At 71.6% G+C, this 20,283-nt stretch carries 19 protein-coding genes; 1 reads left to right on the top strand and 18 read right to left on the bottom strand.

Annotation, left to right across the window (positions count from 1 at the left end; translation table 11 throughout):
* Window positions 1-9 precede the first annotated feature (9 nt).
* From C3E78_RS07175 to C3E78_RS07095, 17 genes are all read right to left on the bottom strand, one after another.
* Window positions 10-702, bottom strand: coding sequence for a YggS family pyridoxal phosphate-dependent enzyme (locus C3E78_RS07175; protein WP_108577642.1), 693 nt, complete (start codon window positions 700-702; stop codon window positions 10-12).
* Complete coding sequence (locus tag C3E78_RS07170; protein WP_108577641.1) at window positions 699-1,421, bottom strand: purine nucleoside phosphorylase YfiH/LACC1 family protein; 723 nt, start codon at window positions 1,419-1,421, stop codon at window positions 699-701. Before C3E78_RS07170 ends, C3E78_RS07175 begins: the two co-directional genes overlap by 4 nt.
* A gap of 1 nt (window position 1,422) precedes the next feature.
* Entirely contained in the window at window positions 1,423-2,610 is a 1,188-nt protein-coding gene (gene ftsZ / locus C3E78_RS07165; protein WP_108577640.1) for a cell division protein FtsZ, read from the bottom strand.
* Window positions 2,611-2,803: 193 nt separating this feature from the next.
* On the bottom strand, window positions 2,804-3,529 hold the full coding sequence (locus C3E78_RS07160; RefSeq protein WP_108577639.1) for a cell division protein FtsQ/DivIB: 726 nt from the start codon (window positions 3,527-3,529) through the stop codon (window positions 2,804-2,806).
* Window positions 3,526-4,929, bottom strand: coding sequence for a UDP-N-acetylmuramate--L-alanine ligase (gene murC, locus C3E78_RS07155; protein WP_108577638.1), 1,404 nt, complete (start codon window positions 4,927-4,929; stop codon window positions 3,526-3,528). Before murC ends, C3E78_RS07160 begins: the two co-directional genes overlap by 4 nt.
* Entirely contained in the window at window positions 4,926-5,999 is a 1,074-nt protein-coding gene (murG, locus tag C3E78_RS07150) for an undecaprenyldiphospho-muramoylpentapeptide beta-N-acetylglucosaminyltransferase (RefSeq protein WP_108577637.1), read from the bottom strand. Before murG ends, murC begins: the two co-directional genes overlap by 4 nt.
* A gap of 3 nt (window positions 6,000-6,002) precedes the next feature.
* On the bottom strand, window positions 6,003-7,208 hold the full coding sequence (ftsW, locus tag C3E78_RS07145) for a putative lipid II flippase FtsW (RefSeq protein ID WP_108577636.1): 1,206 nt from the start codon (window positions 7,206-7,208) through the stop codon (window positions 6,003-6,005).
* 43 nt (window positions 7,209-7,251) lie between these two features.
* A complete protein-coding gene (gene murD / locus C3E78_RS07140; protein WP_108577635.1) occupies window positions 7,252-8,724 on the bottom strand; it encodes a UDP-N-acetylmuramoyl-L-alanine--D-glutamate ligase in 1,473 nt (490 codons plus the stop codon).
* Window positions 8,721-9,785 carry a phospho-N-acetylmuramoyl-pentapeptide-transferase gene (mraY, locus tag C3E78_RS07135; protein WP_108577634.1) on the bottom strand — a complete coding sequence of 355 codons (1,065 nt, stop codon included), beginning with the start codon at window positions 9,783-9,785 and terminating at the stop codon, window positions 8,721-8,723. Before mraY ends, murD begins: the two co-directional genes overlap by 4 nt.
* Window positions 9,786-9,836: 51 nt before the next feature.
* The gene (locus tag C3E78_RS07130; protein ID WP_108577633.1) at window positions 9,837-11,183 is read right to left on the bottom strand and encodes a UDP-N-acetylmuramoyl-tripeptide--D-alanyl-D-alanine ligase; all 1,347 of its coding nucleotides are present in this window, start codon (window positions 11,181-11,183) and stop codon (window positions 9,837-9,839) included.
* The gene (locus C3E78_RS07125) at window positions 11,180-12,673 is read right to left on the bottom strand and encodes a UDP-N-acetylmuramoyl-L-alanyl-D-glutamate--2,6-diaminopimelate ligase (protein ID WP_108577632.1); all 1,494 of its coding nucleotides are present in this window, start codon (window positions 12,671-12,673) and stop codon (window positions 11,180-11,182) included. The genes C3E78_RS07130 and C3E78_RS07125 overlap by 4 nt, the downstream gene beginning before the upstream one ends.
* A 190-nt stretch (window positions 12,674-12,863) precedes the next feature.
* Window positions 12,864-14,612 carry a peptidoglycan D,D-transpeptidase FtsI family protein gene (locus tag C3E78_RS07120; protein WP_108577631.1) on the bottom strand — a complete coding sequence of 583 codons (1,749 nt, stop codon included), beginning with the start codon at window positions 14,610-14,612 and terminating at the stop codon, window positions 12,864-12,866.
* Window positions 14,612-15,034, bottom strand: a complete 423-nt coding sequence (ftsL, locus tag C3E78_RS07115; protein ID WP_108577630.1) for a cell division protein FtsL — start codon at window positions 15,032-15,034, stop codon at window positions 14,612-14,614. The genes C3E78_RS07120 and ftsL overlap by 1 nt, the downstream gene beginning before the upstream one ends.
* Window positions 15,031-15,978, bottom strand: coding sequence for a 16S rRNA (cytosine(1402)-N(4))-methyltransferase RsmH (gene rsmH, locus C3E78_RS07110; RefSeq protein ID WP_108577629.1), 948 nt, complete (start codon window positions 15,976-15,978; stop codon window positions 15,031-15,033). Before rsmH ends, ftsL begins: the two co-directional genes overlap by 4 nt.
* 223 nt (window positions 15,979-16,201) lie before the next feature.
* On the bottom strand, window positions 16,202-16,651 hold the full coding sequence (mraZ, locus tag C3E78_RS07105) for a division/cell wall cluster transcriptional repressor MraZ (protein ID WP_438938499.1): 450 nt from the start codon (window positions 16,649-16,651) through the stop codon (window positions 16,202-16,204).
* A 225-nt stretch (window positions 16,652-16,876) separates the two neighbouring features.
* The gene (locus tag C3E78_RS07100) at window positions 16,877-17,281 is read right to left on the bottom strand and encodes a DUF3040 domain-containing protein (protein ID WP_108577627.1); all 405 of its coding nucleotides are present in this window, start codon (window positions 17,279-17,281) and stop codon (window positions 16,877-16,879) included.
* Window positions 17,268-18,038 (bottom strand): class I SAM-dependent methyltransferase, encoded by a 771-nt coding sequence (locus tag C3E78_RS07095; protein ID WP_108577626.1) that lies wholly within the window; start codon window positions 18,036-18,038, stop codon window positions 17,268-17,270. Before C3E78_RS07095 ends, C3E78_RS07100 begins: the two co-directional genes overlap by 14 nt.
* Window positions 18,039-18,121: 83 nt before the next feature.
* On the opposite strand from C3E78_RS07095, the gene C3E78_RS07090 reads away from it, so the two are divergent.
* Window positions 18,122-19,378: a phytoene desaturase family protein gene (locus tag C3E78_RS07090; protein ID WP_108577625.1), complete on the top strand. Its 1,257-nt coding sequence runs from the start codon at window positions 18,122-18,124 to the stop codon at window positions 19,376-19,378.
* Window positions 19,379-19,382: 4 nt separating this feature from the next.
* Here C3E78_RS07090 and metF read toward each other — a convergent pair whose 3' ends face one another.
* Window positions 19,383-20,276: a methylenetetrahydrofolate reductase [NAD(P)H] gene (gene metF, locus C3E78_RS07085; protein WP_108577624.1), complete on the bottom strand. Its 894-nt coding sequence runs from the start codon at window positions 20,274-20,276 to the stop codon at window positions 19,383-19,385.
* Window positions 20,277-20,283: the final 7 nt, after the last annotated feature.

The following is a 20,283-nucleotide window of genomic DNA, read 5'->3' as shown; positions in this document are numbered from 1 at the left end:
TTACTGAGATTACCCCGTGGACGGCCGTGCACCGAGTATCGAGCGCCCGATGCGCAGGTGTGTCGCACCTGCGCCGATCGCCGCCTCGAAGTCGCCGCTCATGCCCGCCGAGATGATGCCGGCGTCGGGGTGCTGCTCACGCAGCGAGACCGACAGCCGCGCGAGGTGGTCGAAGTGCGGAGCCGGGTCCTCCCCGAGGGGTGCGACCGTCATCAGGCCGCCCAGCACGAGACCGGGCGCCGCGGCGATCGCGTCGGCGAGATCAGGGACTCCCGCAGGGACGACACCGGCACGGCCGGGGTCGGTCGCGTCGAAGTCGACCTGCACGAGGCACGTGAGCGTGCGCCCGGCCGCCTGCGCGCCACGGGAGAGAGCGTTGACCAGCTTGACGCGGTCGACGCTGTGCACGACGTCGGCGTAGCGTGCGACGGCTCCGGCCTTGTTGGTCTGCAGACCGCCCAGGAAGTGCCACCGGACCGGCGCCTCGACCTCCGCGGCCTTGTCGCCGGCCTCGGGGTGGCGGTTCTCCCCCACGTCGGTCACGCCCAGCTCCGCCAGGAGCTCGACGTCCGAGGCGGGGTACGTCTTGGTGACCACCACGAGCGTGATGTCGCTGCGCTCGCGGCCGGCGGCGGCGCACGCGGCGCCGATCCGCTCCTCGGTCGCGGCCAGGTTGCGGCGCAGCTCGTCGAGGCGGGTCACGGCCGGATCACCGCGACGGCGCCGAAGCGGCCGGACTGCTGGCCCTGGCGCCGGTAGGAGAACCACCGGTCGTGCTCGATCGTGCACTCGGCCGCGCCGAGGTCGTTCGTGCGCACGTCGAGAGCCGTCAGCTGGGCCACCACGCCGGCGCCGACGTCGGCCGCGGGCGTGCCCCAGGAGGTGGTGGACCGCGCCTCGGGGACGACGGACGCGACCGCGTCGACCATGTCCTGCGGCAGCTCGTAGCAGTGGCCGCAGGCACGGGGCCCCAGCCACGCCTCGATGGCCGTGGCGCCACGCGCCCGCATCGCCTCGACCGCAGCCGGCACGACACCGCGCACGAGACCCTCCCGGCCGCAGTGCACGACGCCGGCCAGCGGCTCGGCCGGCGCGGCCAGGACGATGGGCACGCAGTCGGCGACCCGGACGAGGACCCCGACGCCCGGGGTGCTGGTGAGGAGGGCGTCGGCCACGGGCACCTCGTCGTCACCCAGCTCGTCGACCCAGGCGACGTCGGCACCGTGGACCTGCGTCATGCGGACGAGGCGGTCCACGCCCAGCTCCCGGGCCAGGCGGTCGAGGTTCTCGGCCACCCGCTCGGGGTCGTCACCGTTGGAGGTCCCCAGGTTGAGGGACTCCCACGGACCGTCGCTCGTGCCGCCCGACCGGTCGGTGAAGCCGAGCTCGACCCGGCCGAGCCGTCCTGCCTGCCAGATCAACTCAGCGAAGGAAGTCGGGCACGTCGAGGTCGTCGCCGTAGCCGGCCGGCGGCAGGTCGGGCGGGATCGTGGCGTTGCCCGCCCCGTCCTCCGGCGGCGGGTTCTTGCCGTCGAGGAACGGGTCGGGCGCCAGGTAGGTCTGCGCGGGCGGCGGATCGGCCGCGGCCGGTGCCGCGGTCGAGGCGGCCGACGCGGGCTGTGACTCCCGCAGCAGCGCGGGCTTCGTCGCGTCGCGGAGCATCGGCTCGCCGCCGTCGAAGCCTGCCGCGATGACCGTGACCCGGACCTCGTCGCCCAGCGCGTCGTCGATGACCGCACCGAAGATGATGTTCGCCTCGGGGTGCACCGCGTCCGCGACGAGACCGGCGGCCTCGTTGATCTCGAACAGGCCGAGGTCCGAGCCACCCGCGATCGACAGCAGCACGCCACGAGCACCTTCGATCGAGGCCTCGAGCAGCGGGCTGGACACCGCGCTCTCCGCGGCGACCGCTGCACGGTGCTCCCCGCGGGCCGAGCCGATGCCCATGAGGGCCGATCCGGCGTCGGACATGACCGACTTCACGTCGGCGAAGTCGAGGTTGATCAGGCCGGGGGTCGTGATCAGGTCCGTGATGCCCGAGACGCCCTGGTGCAGGACCTGGTCGGCCTGGCGGAACGAGTCCAGGAGGCTGACGTTGGGGTCGCTGATCGACAGCAGGCGGTCGTTGGGGATGACGATGAGGGTGTCGACCTCGTCGCGCAGCGCCTGGATGCCGTGGTCGGCCTGGTTGGACCGGTTGCGTCCCTCGAACTTGAACGGGCGGGTGACGACACCGATCGTCAGGGCGCCGAGCGAGCGGGCGATGCGGGCGACGACGGGAGCGCCGCCGGTGCCGGTGCCGCCACCCTCGCCGGCCGTCACGAAGACCATGTCGGCGCCCTTGATGGCCGCCTCGATCTCCTCGGCGTGGTCCTCGGCGGCGCGCTTGCCGATCTCGGGGTTCGCGCCGGCGCCGAGGCCGCGGGTGGAGTCGCGACCGACGTCGAGCTTGACGTCGGCGTCGCTCATGAGGAGTGCCTGGGCGTCGGTGTTGATCGCGATGAACTCGACTCCCTTGAGCCCCACCTCGATCATGCGGTTCACGGCGTTGACGCCGCCTCCGCCGATGCCGACGACCTTGATCACGGCGAGGTAGTTCTGGACCGCCATCGTGTGTCCCTTCCGAGGATGTGTGGAGCTCTGGGTGCTGCAAGCTGTGGAGATCTGGATGATCCGGGGTCGTGCATGAGGCTCAGGAGGCGGAAACTCTAACCGTGAGGTGAAGAGTTATAGTTATGTCAACCTCTGCCTTAGACAGAACGGTACGCGGGGCGCGCACGAGTCCTCGTGCGACACGCCGCGACTACTCACGTGTCGTGGGTTGGTCCGGTGCGCTGACGTCGTAGCGGGCGGCCTCGATGCCCAGCAGGGAGCGAAGCACCTCGAGCTTCCGGGCGCCCTTGGCGTCGCTCCCCCACACCACGGTGCGTCCCTTGGTGAGGTCGAGCTCGATCGAGTCCTTGCTCGACGCGCTGACCGACTGGAGCTCGCTGCGCAGGGACGGCTCCTCGCGCGTCACCAGGTCCACGACGGACGCGACCGACCGCGTCGTCTCGAGCCGCTGGGCCGGATCGGTCACGCTGATGGTCGCCTCGACCAGCGCATCGGGCTCGGACCGGTAGGAGCGGAAGTCGATCCCTTCCTTGTCGATGCCCCGGATCGCGCCGGAGACGCGGGCCCAGATCACCGCCTTGCGCTCCACCACGTCGATCGAGATGGTGCGCGGCCACGAGCGGGAGACCTCGACCGACTCGATCCGCTCGAGCCCCGCGACGCGGGACTGGATCGCGGTGAGGTCGACGCGGGCGAGCGGGCGACCGACCGGCACGTCGGCCGCGCTCAGGATCTTGGCCGCGCGGTAGGTGGTCTGGCCGTCGACGCGCACGTCGCGCACCGCGAGCAGGCTCGAGAACCACACGACCCAGACGAGGACGCCGACCACGGCCGCGGCCAGCACGGCGATCGCGATCCGCTTGATCCTGCGACGCCGGTCCCTCCGGGCCTTGTCGACGAAACGCTGGTCGGTCACGCCCGGCCGTCCAGCGCGGCCAGCACCGCGGGGCCGACGGTCGTGATGTCGCCGGCTCCGAGGGTGAGCAGCAGGTCGCCGGCACGCAGCTGCGGCAGCAGGACGTCGGCGAGGCCCGTGACGGGTCCCCCGAGGATCACCTCGGGGCCGTCGACCGCGTCGGCGACGATCTGCGACGTGACGGCCGGGTCCGCGTCCTCGCGGGCGAGGTAGATGTCGGCGACCACGACGAGGTCGGCGGCCGAGAGCTCCTGCCCCATCTGCACGCCGTGGATGCGGGTGCGGCTGACGAGGTGCGGCTGGTAGGCCACGACGAGTCGGTCGGTGCCCGCGATCGCACGGGCGGCCGCGAGATCGGCCCGGATCTCGGTCGGGTGGTGGGCGTACGAGTCGTAGACCCGCACTCCGGCCGCCTCCCCCAGGGGCTGCATCCGGCGGTTGGCACCGGTGTACGTGCCGAGTCCCGCGACGAGGCGGTCGAGGTCGTGCCCGAGGTGGAGGCCGGCGCCCAGCGCCAGCAGCGCGTCGAGCGCGTAGTGCGCACCGGGAACCGCCAGACGGACCGGTCCGAGGTCGACGCCGTCGCGGGTGACGGTGAACGTGGTCGCGGTCCCCTGCACGTCCAGCTCGGCGCCGCGCAGGTCGGCATCGTCGGCGAACCCGGCCAGGACGACGTCGATGCCCCGCGCCCGGGCCAGCGCGGCGAGACGCCGTGCGCCCGGGTCGTCCGCGTTGAGGACGACGAACGAGCCGATGTTGCCCATGAACTCGTCGAACGCGGCGTCGTACGCCTCGACCGTCCCGTAGTTGTCGAGGTGGTCGGCGTCGACGTTGGTGACGATCGCACCCTCGGGCGCGTAGACCAGGAACGCACCGTCGCTCTCGTCGGCCTCCGCGACCAGCAGGTCGCCCGAGCCCAGACGGGCGTTGGCGCCGAGGCTCGCGACCTCGGCCCCGATCGCGTACGACGGCTCCGCTCCTGCGGTGATCAGCGCACAGGCGAGCATGGCGGTGGTCGTGGTCTTGCCGTGCGTGCCGGCGACCGCGATCGTGCGCCGGCCCGCCATGACCGAGCGGAGCCCGGCCGAGCGCGGCCACAGCCGCAGGCCGCGGCGCTGCGCCTCGACGATCTCGGGGTTGTCCGCGCGGACGGCGGTCGAGGCGATGACCGTGTCGATGCCGTCGAGGTGGGACGCGTCGTGCCCCACGTGACACGTGATGCCCTCGGCCCGCAGAGCTTGCAGCACGGCGGAGTCCGCGGCGTCGCTGCCGGAGACCTCGATGCCCTGCTGGGCCATCAGGCGCGCGATGGCCGACAGCCCGGCGCCACCGATGCCGATGAAGAAGACCGCGCCGAGCGCGTCGGCCGACGGGATGTCGGCCGGGACGGGGATCCTCATGCGCCCGCAGCCGCCTGGATCATCTCGGCGAGCCGCACGTCGGCGTCGCGCCGGACGATGCCCGAGGCCGCCTCCGACATCGCGGTCAGTCGCTCCCGGTCGGACACCAGCGGGATGACCACGTTGTCGATCCAGGTCGGGGTGAGGGCGCCGTCGTCGATGAGCAGCGCTCCCCCGGCCTGCACGACGGGATGGGCGTTGTGGGCCTGCTCGCCGTTGCCGATGGGCAACGGGACGAACGCTGCCGGCAGACCGACCGCGGCGACCTCGGTGACGGTGTTGGCGCCCGAGCGGCACACGATCAGGTCCGCGGCGGCGTAGGCCAGGTCCATGCGGTCGATGAAGGGCACCACGACGTACGGCGGATCGCCCTCGCGCCCCTGCACCGGGACCTCGTCGGGACGACCCGCGGCGTGCAGCACCTGCACCCCGGCGTCGGCCAGATCGCGCGCCGACGCGGCCAGCGCCTGGTTGATGCGCCGGGCCCCCTGCGAGCCCCCGGTGATCAGCAGGGTCGGACGGTCGGCGTCGAGCCCGAAGAAGGCGCGGGCCTCCGCGCGCAGCGCGGTGCGGTCGAGCGTGGAGATCTCGCGGCGGATCGGCAGGCCGATGTAGCGCCCGTGCCGCAGGTCGGTGTCGGGGAAGCTGGTCGCCACGTGTTCGGTGAACCGGGCGCCCAGCTTGTTGGCGATGCCCGGGATCGCGTTGCCCTCGTGCACGACGAGCGGCAGATGGCGACGTCGCGCGACGAGGTACGCCGGCACCGACACGTAGCCGCCGAAGCCGACGATGACGTCGGGACGGACGCGGTCGACCACCTCGCCGGTCGCCTTCACGGCGGCCCGGAGCCGCCCCGGGACCTGCAGCATCGCCTTGCCCGGGCGGCGCGGCATCGGCACCGGGGGCACCAGCTCGAGCGGGTAGCCCGCCTGCGGGATCAACGTCACCTCGAGGCCACGCGGCGTGCCGAGACAGGTGATCTCGGCGCCGGCGTCAGCCAGCACGGCCGCGGTGGCCAGCAACGGCGAGGTGTGGCCGGCGGTACCACCGCCGGCGAGCAGCACGCGCACGGATTACTTTCCCTTCTTGCGGTTCGCGCGCCCGGCCTGGAGCGCCCGGCGGGCACCGGGCTCGGACGTGGCGCAGTTCAGCAGGATGCCCAGCGCCACGAGGGTGACGAGCAGGCTCGACCCACCGTACGAGATGAGCGGCAACGGGATGCCGATGACCGGCAGCAGGCCCAGCACCATGCCGATGTTGATGACGGCCTGGATCATGATCCAGATCGTGATGCCGGCCGCGGTGTAGCGCACGAAGGGCTCCTTCGTGCGCGTCGCGATCCGCAGGCCGGCGAAGCCGAGGACGATGAAGAGCCCGAGCACGACCAGTGCCCCGACCAGACCGATCTCCTCGCCGATCACCGCGAGGATGAAGTCCGTGTGGGCCTCGGGCAGCGAGCCCCACTTCTGCCGGCTGCCGCCGAGACCGACGCCCCAGAAGCCGCCGCGGGCGAGCGCCATCATGCCGTGGATGGCCTGGAAGCCGGCGCTGTCGGGATCGGCCTCGGGGTTGGTGAAGTTGAGCAGGCGCTGGACGCGGTGCGGGGACTGCGCGACCGCGAGCACGAGGCCCACGAACAGCACCGCCAGCAGGGCGCCCATCTGCTTGCGCGGGAGGCCGGCGACCCACAGCATGCCGATGATGAGGGCGAACAGCACCAGCGCCGTGCCGAGGTCGTGCTGGCCGACCACGAGCAGCGCGATGCTGCCTGCGACGGGGACCATGGGGGTGATGACGTAGCGCGGGATCTCCAGGTACTTCTGCCGGCGGGCGTAGATGTCCGCGATCCACAGCACGAGCGCCAGCTTCGCGAACTCCGAGGGCTGCAGCTGGAAGCCACCGACCAGGGGCAGCCAGTTGCGGTTGCCGTTGCGCTCCAGGCCCACGCCGGGGATGAACGTGGCCATGACGAGCAGCACCGAGACGGCCAGGAACGGCACGATGAAGCGGCGCAGCAGCGGCAGCGGCATCCGCGCGGCGATGATCGCGCCGATGACGCCGAGCACCGCGAAGATCATCTGGCGCAGGACGATCGAGAACGAGTTGCCGTAGTTGACCAGGGCGAAGACCGAGCTCGCGCTCAGCACCATGATGAGTCCGAGGCCGAGCAGGAGCGCCGTGGCGCCCAGCACCAGCTGGTAGGACGCGAGCGGGCGCTCGAGCGTACGACGAGCCGCCTCGACGATGGCCGGGGTCCGCCGATCGTCCGTCGTGCTCATGGTCGTCCTCTGCCTGATGGGCCGTGCGGCCCGTGCGTGGTGGTCAGGACCGGTCGCGCAACCGGCGCACGGCGGCGACGAAGCTGTCCCCGCGCGCGGCGTAGTTGGCGAACTGGTCCATGGACGCGCACCCCGGGGCCAGCAGCACCGTGTCACCCTCACGGGCGAGCGATGCCGCGACCTCGACGACGCGATCCATGGGATCAGTCTCGCCCGAGTCGACCTCCACGACGGGGACGTCAGGGGCGTGTCGGCGCAACGCCTCGGCGATCAGCGCGCGGTCCGCCCCGATCAGGACGACGCCACGGAGGCGGTCGCGCACCGACAGCACGAGCTCGTCGAACGTGGCCCCCTTCGCCAGCCCGCCGGCGATCCACACCGCGTGCTCGACCCCGCGCAGCGAGGCCTGGGCGGCGTGCGGGTTGGTGGCCTTGGAGTCGTCGACGAAGTGCACTCCCCCGACGTCGCCGGCGTCGGCGATGCGATGGGCGTCGGGGGTGAACGCGCGGAGGCCGTCACGGACGGCGCGGGGCTCGACGCCGTGCGCGCGGGCCAGCGCCGCGGCGGCGAGGGCGTTGGCCACCATGTGGGGCGGCGGCACCCGGTCGCGGTCACCGTGGGCGTCGAGACCGATGTCGTGGACGCTGCCGAGCTCTGCGGCGCTCGAGGCCCGGCCGGCGATGAACGCGCGGTCGGCGATCGCGTCGTCGACCAGGCCGATCATGCCGGGGGCGGGGATCCCGAGGGTGAAGCCGATCGCGCGGCAGCCCTCGATGACGTCGGCCTCCTCCACGAGGCGCTCGGTCACCGGGTCCTCGACGTTGTAGACGCAGGCGACCTGGGTGTTGTGGTAGATGCGGCCCTTGTCGGCCGTGTAGGCATCGAGCCCGCCGTGCCAGTCGATGTGGTCCGGCGCGAGGTTGAGCACCGTACTGGCCCGTGCGGAGATCGACTGGCTCCAGTGCAGCTGGTAGCTGGACAGCTCGACCGCGAGGACGTCGAAGGGCTCGGGGTTCATGACCGCCTCGAGCACGGGCGTGCCGACGTTGCCGACCGCCAGCGCGTTGAGCCCCTGCGCACGCAGGATCGACTCGAGCATCTGGACGGTCGTGGTCTTGCCGTTGGTGCCGGTCACGGTCAGCCACGGGGCGCCACCCTCGCCGCGCAGGCGCCAGGCCAGCTCGACCTCGCCCCACACCGGGACGGCCCGGGCAGCGGCCTCGGCCAGCATCGGCGTGCTCGGCGCCCAGCCCGGCGACGTCACGAACAGGTCGATGCCCTCGGGGAACGTGTCGGTGGAGCCCGGGCCGAGGCGCACGTCGACGCCGAGGATCTCCAGCAGCGTGGCCTTCTCGCGCAGCGCGTCGCTGTCGCCGTCGTCGAACGCGATGACGTCGGCGCCCAGGTGCTGGAGGGTGTCCGCCGCGGCGAAGCCGCTCACGCCGAGCCCGCCCACGGCGGCGCGCACGCCCTCCCACGAGGTCTCGCGTCCCAGCGCCGACAGGTCCACGCTCATACGCCCGTGACCCACTCGCTGTAGAAGATGCCGAGACCGGTCGCGACGCACAGTCCGCTGATGATCCAGAAGCGGACGACGATCGTGATCTCCGCCCACCCCAGCAGCTCGAAGTGGTGTTGCAGTGGCGCCATGCGGAAGATCCGCTTGCCGCCGGACAGCTTGAACCAGCCGACCTGCAGGATCACCGACATCGTGATCGCGACGAACAGGCCGCCGATGATGACCAGCAGCAGCTCGGTGCGGGTCATCAGGGCGAAGCCGGCCATCGCGCCGCCGAGCGACAGCGACCCGGTGTCACCCATGAAGATCTTGGCCGGTGACGCGTTCCACCACAGGAAGCCGAAGCACGCACCCGTCAGCGCCGCCGCCACCACGGCGAGGTCGAGCGGGTCACGCACCTCGTAGCACTTGATGCCGGGGTTGTTGGCGCAGTTCTGGTTGCTCTGCCAGATGTTGATGAAGACGTACGCGCCGAAGACCATCATCGCGGCGCCGGTCGCGAGACCGTCGAGCCCGTCGGTGAGGTTCACGCCGTTGCTGGCACCGGCCACGAGCACGAGGACCCACAGCACCAGCAGGATCGTCGGCAGGCGCCAGGAGTCGAAGTCGCGGGTGAACGAGAAGTAGTGCGTGATGGGCGTGCGACCCGCGTCGTCCTCCCAGCCGATGGCCAGGCACGCGAAGATCAGCCCGATGACGGTCTGCCCGATGAGCTTGGCCTTGCTGCGCAGACCCAGGCTGCGCTGCTTGGAGACCTTGATGAAGTCGTCGAGGAAGCCGATGGCCCCCAGGCCCACGAACAAGAACAGCAGCAGCAGCGCCGAGGCGCTCGGGGCGGTCTGCGTCGCGAGCTTGGCCACGAAGTAGCCGATGAGGACCGCGATGATCACCACGAGGCCGCCCATCGTGGGGGTGCCGCGCTTGGTGTGGTGGGAGGTCGGCCCGTCGTCGCGGATGAGCTGGCCGTAGCCCTGCTTGACGAGGACGGAGATCGCGAACCTGGTCCCGATGAGGGTGACCAGCAGCGACAGCGCTCCCGCGATCAGGATTGCCTTCATCGCAGCGTGGGTTCCTTTCCCGGATGGCTGAGTGAGCCGACGATCGTGACGTCAGGCCTGCAGCAGTGCGTGCGCGACCCGTTCGAGTCGTTCGCCCCTCGATGCTTTCACAAGTACGACCTCGTCCCCCGACAGGCTCGCGGAGAGTGTGCGAACCGCCACATCGACATCGGGCACCTGCTCGGCGAGATCCCCCGCACCCCGGACGATGCCGGCCGCCCCGTCCCCCACGACGACGACCCGGCGGAACCCCAGCTCCGCCGCGACCCGCCCGATGCGGACGTGCTCGGCCTCGCTGTCGTCCCCGAGCTCGAGCATCTCGCCGAGCACGGCGACCGCGCGGTCGTGGCCGATGGCAGCCACCGCGCGCAGCGCGGCCTCCATCGACTCGGGGTTGGCGTTGTACGCGTCGTTGATGACGACCAGGCCGTCGCCCCGCACCTGTCGGTCCATCCGCATCGGGGACGCCGGGCGTGCGGTCGCCAGTCGCTCGGCGACGGTGGGGAGGTCGACACCGATCGCCAGGGCCGCCGTCGCGGCCGCGGCCGCGTTGAGCGCCTGGTAGCTGCCGATCAGCGGGACGTGCGTCTGGACCGTGCGGCCGTGGTGGGTCAGGGAGAAGTGCGGGTACCCGTCCGCGTCGACGCTGATCTCGCCCACGCCGACGTCGCCGGCCCGGCCGAAGGTCGTCACGGTGGCCTCGGTGCGTGCCGCCATCGCGGACACCAGGGGGTCGTCGGCGTTGAGGACGACGACGCCGTCGGCGCCGACCGCCTCGGCCATCTCGCCCTTGGCCTGGGCGATCCTCTCGACGGACCCGAACTCCCCGACGTGCGCGTGCCCGACGTTCAGCACCATGCCGACGTCCGGGGGCGCGATCGCGCACAGCGCGGTGATGTCGCCGACCGTCCGGGCGCCCATCTCGACCACGAGGTACCGGGTCAGCTCGTCGACGCGCAGCACCGTGAGGGGCACGCCGAGCTCGTTGTTGAAGTTGCCCGCCGTCGCGACGGTGACGCCGTCCGGCGCCAGGACGTGGGCCAGGAGGTCCTTGACGCTGGTCTTGCCGCTGGACCCGGTCATCGCGAAGACCACGACGTCCTCCAGCTCGGCGAGCACGTGCCGGGCGAGATCGGCCAGCGCCCGTGTGACGTCGGGGACCACGACGGTCGTCACGCCGGTCTCGCGCGAGCCGAGGACGGCAGCCGCACCGGACTCGACCGCACCGACGGCGTACTGGTGGCCGTCGACGTTCTCGCCCGCGATGGCGGCGAAGAGCCCACCGGGCTCGACCCGGCGCGAGTCGACGAACGCGGGTCCGTCGACCACGACCGACCCGTCGCCGCAGACGGTGCCGCCGGTGACGTCCGCGATCTCCTGCACGGTCATCGGGATCATGAGGCGCCACCGATCAGCTCGGTCAGCACGTCCCGGTCGTCGAACGTGTGCACGACGCCGTCGATCTCCTGACCGCGCTCGTGCCCCTTGCCGGCGACGACGACGGTGTCGCCCACGTGCGCCATGGCCACCGCGTGGGCGATGGCCTCGCGCCGGCCGGGCACCTCGACGACGACGCCGGGTCCGGCGGCGGCCCCCTCCAGCACTGCGGCGCGGATCGCGGCGGGGGGCTCGGTGCGGGGGTTGTCGTCAGTGACGATCACGACGTCGGCGTACCGGGCGGAGATCTCGCCCATGAGCGGCCGCTTGCCGTGGTCGCGGTCTCCCCCGGCCCCGACGACGACGATCAGGCGGCCGGCCGTGACGGGCCGCAGCGCGGTCAGCACGGCGGCGAGCGCGTCGGGCTTGTGGGCGTAGTCCACGATCGCGGTGAACGGCTGGCCGGCCTCGACGCGCTCCATGCGTCCGGGGACCCCCGGGCTCGCGGCGATGCCCGCGGCCAGCTCGTGCGGGTCGCGACCGGCGGTCGTCAGGGCGGCGATCACCGCGAGCGCGTTGGAGACGTTGAAGACACCTGGCAGCGGCACCGACAGGTCCACCGCGAGATCGTCCGGGCCGAGCACCTCGAGGTCCGTGCCCAGCCGGTGCGGGCGGATGTTGACCGCGCGCCAGTCGGCGGGGTTGCCGTCGGTCGAGAACGTCGTGACGGGCAGCGGGGTCAGCTCGCGCAGACGGCGCCCGTGGGCGTCGTCGACGTTGATGACCGCGTGGCGGGCGTGCTCGGGCGTGAACAGCGCGGCCTTGGCGAGGAAGTAGTCCTCGAGGTCACGGTGGAAGTCGAGGTGGTCGCGTCCGAGGTTGAGGAAGACCGCGACGTCGAACGTGAACCCGTCGACCCGGCCCTGCACGAGCGCGTGGCTGGAGACCTCCATCGCGCAGAGCTCGACGCGCTCCTCGCGCATGACGGCGAACAGGGCCTGCAGCTGTGGCGCCTCGGGCGTGGTGAGGGCGGAGGGGGCGGGGACCTTCGTGATCCGGGTGCCGATCGTGCCGACGACGGCGGACTGGCGGTCGCCCATCGCGGCCTCGGCGAGGTAGGTCGTGGTGGTCTTGCCCTGGGTGCCGGTGATGCCCACGGTCGTGAAGGACTCCGACGGGTGCTCGTAGAACGCCGCACTGAGCGCGGCGATCCGGCGGCGCGGCTCGTCCACGACGACGACGGGCAGCAGGTCGCCGACGAGGGCGGCACCCTCGGCATCGGTCAGCACCGCGACGGCGCCGTTGTCGCGGGCGACCGTCGTGTACGTCGCGCCGTGGGCCCTGGCGCCGGGGAGGGCGGCGTACAGGTCGCCGGGGAGGACCTGCGCGGTGTTGAGGGCGATGCCGGTCACGACGGCTTCCCCGGAGGCCTCGGACCCGACCAGGGCGGCAAGCTCACCGAGGGTCCAGCGGGGCGTCGTGGAAGGCCGTACCCGCATCACGTCACTCACCCATCAACCCTATCGCCAGCCCATGTGGACGGCCCCAGCCCCCAAGGTCCCGTGACACCTCACAAGCAGGACCCCTGTGAATCCGCACGTGCAGGTCGAGCGAAGCGAGACAAGAGGCCCCGTGCGAGCGCCAGCGAGCACGGGGAAAGGTCGCGAGGAACGAGCGACCGAGGCGGCGAAGCCGCCCCTCTTACCAATCCTGCGCGACCTTCGGGCTCTTCGAGCCGCTGGGGGCGACGCCGAAGCGCTCGAGCGCCATGGACATGACGTCGTGGAAGACCGGCGCCGCGGTGGAGCCGCCGCCGGCGCTGCTGACCGGCTTGTCGAGCACGATGTACGTCAGGAAGCGCGGGTTGTCCGCCGGGGCGAAGCCCATGAAGGAGACGGTGTTCTGGCCGCGGATGTAGCGCCCTGTGGTGGGGTCGACGCGCCAGGCGGTGCCGGTCTTGCCGGCGACCCGGTAGCCCTTGATCGCGGCGGCGGGTGCGGTGCCGTCCGGTGCGGTGACGGCCTCCATCATGCGGGTGACGGCGGACGCGGCGTCCTTGGAGACGATGCGCTTGGTCGCACCTGTCGAGACGGGGACCTTGTTGCCCTCCTCGTCGATCGTCGAGGTGACGACGGACGGCTCGCACATCTTGCCGGCGTTCGCGATGGCGCCGACCGCGCGCATCATCTGCATGGCCGTGACGGAGATGCCCTGGCCGAACGAGATGGTCGCGTGGTTGGCCTTGGTCCAGCCGGAGCCGTCGGTCAGGATGCCCTTGGACTCGCCGGGCAGGCTGACGCCGGTCTTCTGGCCGAAGCCGAACTTGCTGAGGTACGCGTGCATCGTCGTGTTGCTCATCTGCTGCGCCGCGACGATCGTGCCGAGGTTCGAGGACTTCGCGATGACACCTGCCGCGGTCAGCCGGAGGGTGCCGTGCTGCCAGTAGTCGCCGATCGGGAACCGGTCGATGGTCATCTTCGGCGGGACCACGATGGGGGTGTCGGCGGCGATCTTGCCCTGGTCGGCGAGCGCCGCCATCGTCACGGTCTTCATGACGCTGCCGGGCTCGTAGACGTGCTGCACGCCGCGTGAGACGGTCCGGTCGTCGGTCATCCCGGTGCGGGTGTCCGCGTCGAACGTCGGGGCCTGGGACATCTGCACGATCTGGCAGGTCTTGACGTCCATCGTGACGGCGAGGCCCCAGTCCGCGCTGGACTCCTGGACCGCGTCGGCGAGGCGCTGGTCGGCGTACCACTGCAGGTCGCGGTCGATCGTGGTCTGCACGTCGCGGCCGGGCACCATCTCCTTGACCGTGCTGTCGGCCATCGGGATGCGCTGGCCGGTCGGCGACACCTCGTACGTGCTGGAGCCGTCGGTGCCGGTGAGGATCTTGTCGTACTGCTGCTCGATGCCCGCGACGCCCTCGCCGGCGGCGTTGGTGTAGCCGAGCAGGTTGGCGGCCAGGCGACCGCCGGGGTAGGTCCGCAGGGTCTCCTTCTCGGTGAAGACACCCGGCAGCCGGGCCTTGTCGAGGGCGGCGAGTGCCTTGTCCGCCGTCCACTTGGGCAGGTCGCGGATGAGCTGGACGTACCGCGACTTCGGCGTCCGGAGCTTGTCGATCGTGTCGAAGTAGTCGATCTTGTCGCCGAGCTTCTCGCGCAGGACCCGTGCGATCTGCGGTGCGTTCTCGACCGTCATCTTGGGGTCGGCGATGAGGGTCAGGCCGTCGACGCTCGTCGCGAGCTCCTCGCCGTTGCGGTCGAGGATCGCGCCGCGCGGGGCGGGGTCGACCTTCTTCTGCGTGCCCGACGCGACGGCCTTGGCGGCGTACGCGCTGGCGTCGAGGCCCTGGATCTGGAACAGCCGGGCGCCGAAGAGGCTGAAGATCACGACCACGAGCACCAGGCACACCCGCAGCCGGCGGCGGGTCAGCAGCTGGTTGGCGGTCATCAGTGCACGCTCTTGATGTTGCTGTCGGCCTTGGCGGGCTCGGGCACCCCGAGGACCTTGCCGTCCGCGAGGCGGAGGAAGGCCGGGTTGGCGTTGGGCACCATGCCGATCGCCACGGCCTCACGGGCGACGTGCGCCGGGCTCTGCAGCCGGTCGACGTCGCGGCTCAGGGCCTGCTTCTGGGTGTGCAGGGTCGTCGCCTCGCGCTGCAGCCGGGCGGACTCGAAGGACTGCGCCTGCAGGATCGTGCTCATGATGATCAGCCCGACGAGACCCAGCGAGAGGATCGTCAGGACCACCACGACGAACGGAGCGCGCTTGGCGCGGCTGCGCATCGGCCTGACGAGTCGCAGGCCGGCGGCCTTCGCCTCCTCGATGCGCCGGGGCGCGGGCGCGAACGAGCGGGTCAACGGTGTGCTCATGCGGCGATCCGTTCTGCCACGCGGAGCCGCACGGAGCGGGCCCGGGAGTTGTCCTCGATCTCTGCTTCGGTCGCCATCTCGGCACCGCGGGTGACGAGGCGGTACTTCGCCTCGTGGCCGGCGGGGACGAACGGCATGTCACGCGGCACGTCGGTCGTGGTGACCTCGGTGAACGCGCGCTTGGTGATGCGGTCCTCGAGCGAGTGGTACGCCAGCACGACGACCCGTCCACCGGGGGCCAGCACCTCGAGCGCTGCGGGCAGCGCCCGGCGGTAGACGCCCAGCTCGTCGTTGACCTCGATGCGCAGCGCCTGGAACGTGCGCTTGGCCGGGTTGCCGCCGGTGCGGCGCGCAGCCTGCGGGATGCAGTCGCGGACGAGGTCGACGAGGCGGGCGCTGTTGGTGAACGGCTCCTTCTCGCGCTCGGCCACGACCGTGTCTGCGATGCGCTTGGCGAACTTCTCCTCGCCGTACTCGCGCAGCACCCGGGTCAGGTCGCGCGAGGTGTACGTGTTGAGGATGTCGGCGGCGGTCAGCTCGTCCTCGGGGTTCATGCGCATGTCGAGCGGCGCGTCCTGGGCGTACGCGAAGCCGCGGTCGGCGACGTCGAGCTGCATCGAGGAGACACCGAGGTCGAACAGGACGCCGGAGACGGAGTCGAACCCGGCGTCGCGGACGACGTCGGCGATCTCGTCGTAGACCGCGTGCGCGTAGGTCACCCGGTCGCCGAAACCGGCGAGCCGCGTGCGCGCCCGCTGCAGGGCGTCGGGGTCGCGGTCGATGCCGATGACGTGCACGGACGGGAAGCGGTTGAGCATCGCCTCGGTGTGCCCGCCGAGGCCCAGCGTCGCGTCGACGACGACCGGGCGGTCCCCCACGAGGGACGGCTCGAGGAGGTCGAGGACGCGCTCCAGGAGCACCGGGACGTGGCTCGGTGTCGTCACGGCCGGACCGGTCCGGTCGCGACGGGCGCACCTGCCGTCGCCGAGACGCCGGCCACCGCGTGGCCCGGGCGTCGTGTGCTCTCGTCGGTCCTCATGTCTCCTCGTCCTCGTCCTGTTGGTGTGTGCCCAGCTGCTGCTCGTGTGACCAGATCCGCGACCGCTGGGTCTGACACCGGGGAAGTGATGTCAGAACCACGCGGGCGCAGATCTCGCCGCGCGAACGTCAGAAGATCCCGGGCATCACTTCTTCCGACATGTCCGCGAACGGACCTTCCTGCGATGCGGAGAACTCGTCCCAGCGGCGCGAGTCCCAGATCTCGATGCGATCCATCGCGCCGACGACCGTGCACTCCTTGTCCAGCTGCGCCCAGGTGCGCAGCACGGGCGGGATGGAGATGCGGCCCTGCTTGTCCGGCACCTCCGAGGACGCGCCGGAGAAGAACATCCGGTTGAAGTTGCGTGCCGCCTGGTTGGTGAACGGCGTGTTGCGGATGCGATCGGTGAAGGCGTTGAACGACTCGGTCGTCCACCCGTAGATGCAGTTCTCCTGCCCGCGGGTGAGGACGATGCCCGTCTCGAGCCGGGGACGGAACTTGGCCGGGAGGAAGAGCCGGCCCTTGTCGTCGAGTCGCGGGGTGTAAGTGCCGAAGAAGTTCGAGACATCCGGGTTCACCTCGCTCCTCCTCATCGACGGCCATTTGCTCCATTTCCCACCACCATACTCCACTCTCCTCCACCCAGCACACACATTCGGCGTGTTTTCGGGCATGCAGAAGCGCGCCCCCCACGTCGTGGGAGGCGCGCAAAGTGCCGTCAGGGCAAAGAAAAACCGCCCCCGAGGGGGCGGTGGGTGGACAGGTGGAGGGAAGTGGGGCGGATCGCCCCCTCCGTCAGCGCTCTAGAGCTCGCCGCCGTCGCGACGACGCTGCCAGCGCTCTTCCATGCGGTCGACGAACGAGCCGGAGCCCTTGTTCTTCTGTCGGCCGGGGCGTCCGCCGCGACCCGCGGGTCGGCCCTCGTCCTCGGCGCCACCGATGCCGCGGCGCCACGCGATCGTGAACACGTACGCCGACGCGAGCATCGCCACGAAGCCGAACACGCCGAGCCACGTCTGCTTGCTGACCGCACCACCGAACAGCAGCGCGAGACCGGCGATGAAGCCCAGGACGGCGAGCAGTGCGACACGGCGGTTGTGTGCCATGAGCTTGGATCCGCGCAGGGTGGACGCGAAGTCGGGGTCCTCTGCGGCCAGGGACTGCTCAAGCTGATGGAGCAGTCGGGCCTCTTCGTCAGAGAGTGGCACTGTTGCCTCCTGGATTAGGTGGTGCTTCTACAGAGTCTAGGCGGGCTATCGACTGCAGACCAGCCGAAAGTCCTGAGAACTCCGGGCAGCTGCGCACTAGTCGCTCCAGGGCGTAGAGGGCGTCCCGCGCACCGGGCTCGGTGTCCACGATCGCGCTGGGCACGAGGTCCGCGAAGACCCGCAGGCCGTTGGCCTCCACCGGGGTGAATCCGCGGGTGGTGAGCAGCTCCTCGAGCTCGCTCGGCACGAATCGGCGGGCCCCCATCGTGCGGACGTCCCACGTGTCGACGGTCCGGCCGAGGAGCGTCTGGGCGGTCACGAAGTCACCCGCCAGCGCGCGTGCGGCGACGGCGGCATTGCGACCGGCGACCACGACGCTCACGTGTCCCCCGGGGCGAAGCACCGTGCCCACGGTGGAGAGCGCCACGCCGGGGTCGTCGACGTGCTCCAGCACGCCGTGACAGACCACCAGGTCGAACGACGCGGGGCCGACATGGTCCAGGAGGTCGCTCGCGTCGCCCTGCACCCCGCGCACGGCTCCGGACGGGCCGGCCTCGACGCCGCGGCGGTGCAGCGAGGCGAGGGCGTCGGGGCTGGGATCGACGACGGTGACGCGATGTCCCAGCTGGGCGAGACGCACGGCGTCGCCGCCGGTGCCGCCGCCCAGGTCGAGCACGTCCAGAGGATCGCCGGAACCGGCGATCTCGACCGCGTCGACGACTGCCTGCCACATCAGCTCGGAGCGGACCGGACCCATGCGGACACTGTGCCACAGGGCCTGGCTCGTCCCGCCGACGGATCGGTCGGCGGCATCCACGGAGCACCCCGTATTCTGCGCGCATGGCGAACGTCGTGGTGGTCGGTGGCGGCTTCGCCGGTCTCACCGCTGCCGCACGCCTGGCCAAGCTGCGGCACGACGTGACGCTGGTGGAGGCCGGAGACCGCCTCGGTGGGCGGCTGCACGGGCACACCGTGAACGGCGCGACCTGGCAGCTCGACCTCGACACCGTGACCCTGCCGGGCGTGTTCCGCGACCTGTTCCGCAAGTCCGGCCGCCCCCTCGAGCGCGTCCTCGAGCTCACCAAGACCGATGGCCGGCGCCACGTCTTCAGGGACGGCACGATCCTCGACCTGCCGCTGGGCAACCGCGGCGACCAGCACGAGGCCGTCACCGCCGCCCTCGGCACGGACGAGTGGTCCCCCTGGGTCGACCGGTTCGCCGAGCCGTGGGACGTCATCCGGCGCTCCGCCCTCGACGAGGTGTTCCCCGGACGGGCGGCGGTCGACCGGGCGATGCGCAAGGCGCTCAAGCCGCGGCGCACGATCCGGGCCCTCGACAAGGAGCTCGCCGACGAGCGGCTCGCCAAGATCGTGCTCGACCCCGTCCGCCTCGCGGGCCAGGACTGGCGGGCGACCCCGGCGTTCACCGCGGTCGTCCACTACGTCGAGCGGTCGTTCGGTCGCTGGCGCTTCGAGGGCGGGTCCCCCGGCCTCGCGGGGGCCCTGGAGAAGCGGCTGGCCGAGCGCCGGGTCACCGTCGAGCTGGGTGAGTCGGCGCACGAGCTGGTCCTCGCCGGCGGGCAGGTGACCGGCGTCGTGACCGATCGACGGACGCTCCCGGCCGACGTCGTGGTCTGGGCGGCACCCACCTGGCCCGCTCCCCTGCCGGCCCCGAGGGCGCTGCCGGTCATCCCGGCCTCCCGGACCCTCGTCACTCTCTCCCCCGACGCCCCGCCGCTCCCGGACGAGGTGCTCGTGCACACCAACCCGCCGATCCGGCTCTGGTCGAACGGCGGGGGCCGGTGGACGCTCGAGCACCGCAGCGGCGAGGACCCGCTGCGCGCCCTCGTGCGTGCCGGGATCGACCTGCGCCCGTTCGTGACGGACCGCATCGACCTGGCCCCCCGGGACCTCGTCGTCCTCGGGCACTGGGGCTGGGCGTGGAACACCTGGACGACTGCGCTGGACCTGCCCGGTGTCGCGCCGTCCGGCGGCGTCTACTTCGCCGGGGCGCACGCCCATCCGGGCGGGACGCTCGAGGCGATCGGCATGGCGACCGCCGCGATCGCCGCGGACGTCGGCCCGGCTCCTCGCTGAGGTCTCAGACCAGCCCGTCGGCGCGCAGCGCCTCGAAGATCTCGCGGGTCGCCTTCGAGCGGTTCAGCGTGATGAAGTGCAGGCCCGGCGCACCGCCGGCCAGCAGGTCACGGCACAGCTGCGTGGCCAGCTCGATGCCCTTGGCCCGCACGGCGGCCTTGTCCTCCTGGATGGGCTCGATCTGCTCGAGCACCTCCCGCGGCATCTCGGCGCCGGACAGCTCGGCCATGCGTGCCACCTGCGCGAAGTTGAGGATCGGCATGATGCCCGGCACGATCGGGATGTCGCAGCCCCGCGCCCTGACCCGCTCGACGAGCCCGAAGTAGTCCTCGGCCCGGAAGAACAGCTGCGTGATCGCGTACTGGGCGCCGGCATTGGCCTTGGCCACCAGGATCTCGGCATCGTGCTCGATGCTCTCGGCGTCGGGGTGACCCTCGGGGAACGCGGCCACGCCGATCTCGAAGCCACCGAGGTCGGCGGCGAGCTCGACGAGGTCGATCGCGTACGTCATGCCGTCCGGGTGCGGCTCCCACGGGGCACGGGGCCCGCCCTTGGGGTCGCCGCGCAGGGCGAGGACGTTGTCGACACCCGCAGCGGCGTACTGCTTGAGCACCGTCTCGATCTCCCCGCGGGTCTGGCCCACGAGCGTCAGGTGGCCGACCGGCCGCATCGAGGTCTGACCGGCGATGCGGCCCGTGATGCGCACGGTGCGCTCCTGGCTGGTTCCGCCCGCCCCGTACGTCACCGAGACGAACGTCGGCTGCAGCGGCTCCAGGTCGGCGATGGTCTGCCAGAGGACTGCCTCGCCCTCGTCGTCCTTGGGCGGGAAGAACTCGAACGAGCAGGTGGGTGAGGGCGCGCGAAGGGCCGCGACGAGGGACGTGGCTTCATGACGCATGGGGTCA

This window comes from Aeromicrobium chenweiae, assembly GCF_003065605.1.
In the GTDB taxonomy this organism is placed as follows: domain Bacteria; phylum Actinomycetota; class Actinomycetes; order Propionibacteriales; family Nocardioidaceae; genus Aeromicrobium; species Aeromicrobium chenweiae.
Note: the sequence above shows the minus strand (reverse complement) of the source record. Positions and strands in the feature narration are given on the sequence as shown.

What these genes read in the sequence shown, in the direction of transcription:
- ftsZ (WP_108577640.1), bottom strand. Translation starts at nt 2,610, where the DNA reads ATGGCGGTCCAGAACTACCTCGCCGTGATCAAGGTCGTCGGCATCGGC.
- murC (WP_108577638.1), bottom strand. Translation starts at nt 4,929, where the DNA reads ATGAGGATCCCCGTCCCGGCCGACATCCCGTCGGCCGACGCGCTCGGC.
- ftsW (WP_108577636.1), bottom strand. Translation starts at nt 7,208, where the DNA reads ATGAGCACGACGGACGATCGGCGGACCCCGGCCATCGTCGAGGCGGCT.
- murD (WP_108577635.1), bottom strand. Translation starts at nt 8,724, where the DNA reads ATGAGCGTGGACCTGTCGGCGCTGGGACGCGAGACCTCGTGGGAGGGC.
- mraY (WP_108577634.1), bottom strand. Translation starts at nt 9,785, where the DNA reads ATGAAGGCAATCCTGATCGCGGGAGCGCTGTCGCTGCTGGTCACCCTC.
- C3E78_RS07130 (WP_108577633.1), bottom strand. Translation starts at nt 11,183, where the DNA reads ATGATCCCGATGACCGTGCAGGAGATCGCGGACGTCACCGGCGGCACC.
- C3E78_RS07120 (WP_108577631.1), bottom strand. Translation starts at nt 14,612, where the DNA reads ATGACCGCCAACCAGCTGCTGACCCGCCGCCGGCTGCGGGTGTGCCTG.
- ftsL (WP_108577630.1), bottom strand. Translation starts at nt 15,034, where the DNA reads ATGAGCACACCGTTGACCCGCTCGTTCGCGCCCGCGCCCCGGCGCATC.
- C3E78_RS07095 (WP_108577626.1), bottom strand. Translation starts at nt 18,038, where the DNA reads ATGGGTCCGGTCCGCTCCGAGCTGATGTGGCAGGCAGTCGTCGACGCG.
- C3E78_RS07090 (WP_108577625.1), top strand. Translation starts at nt 18,122, where the DNA reads ATGGCGAACGTCGTGGTGGTCGGTGGCGGCTTCGCCGGTCTCACCGCT.
- metF (WP_108577624.1), bottom strand. Translation starts at nt 20,276, where the DNA reads ATGCGTCATGAAGCCACGTCCCTCGTCGCGGCCCTTCGCGCGCCCTCA.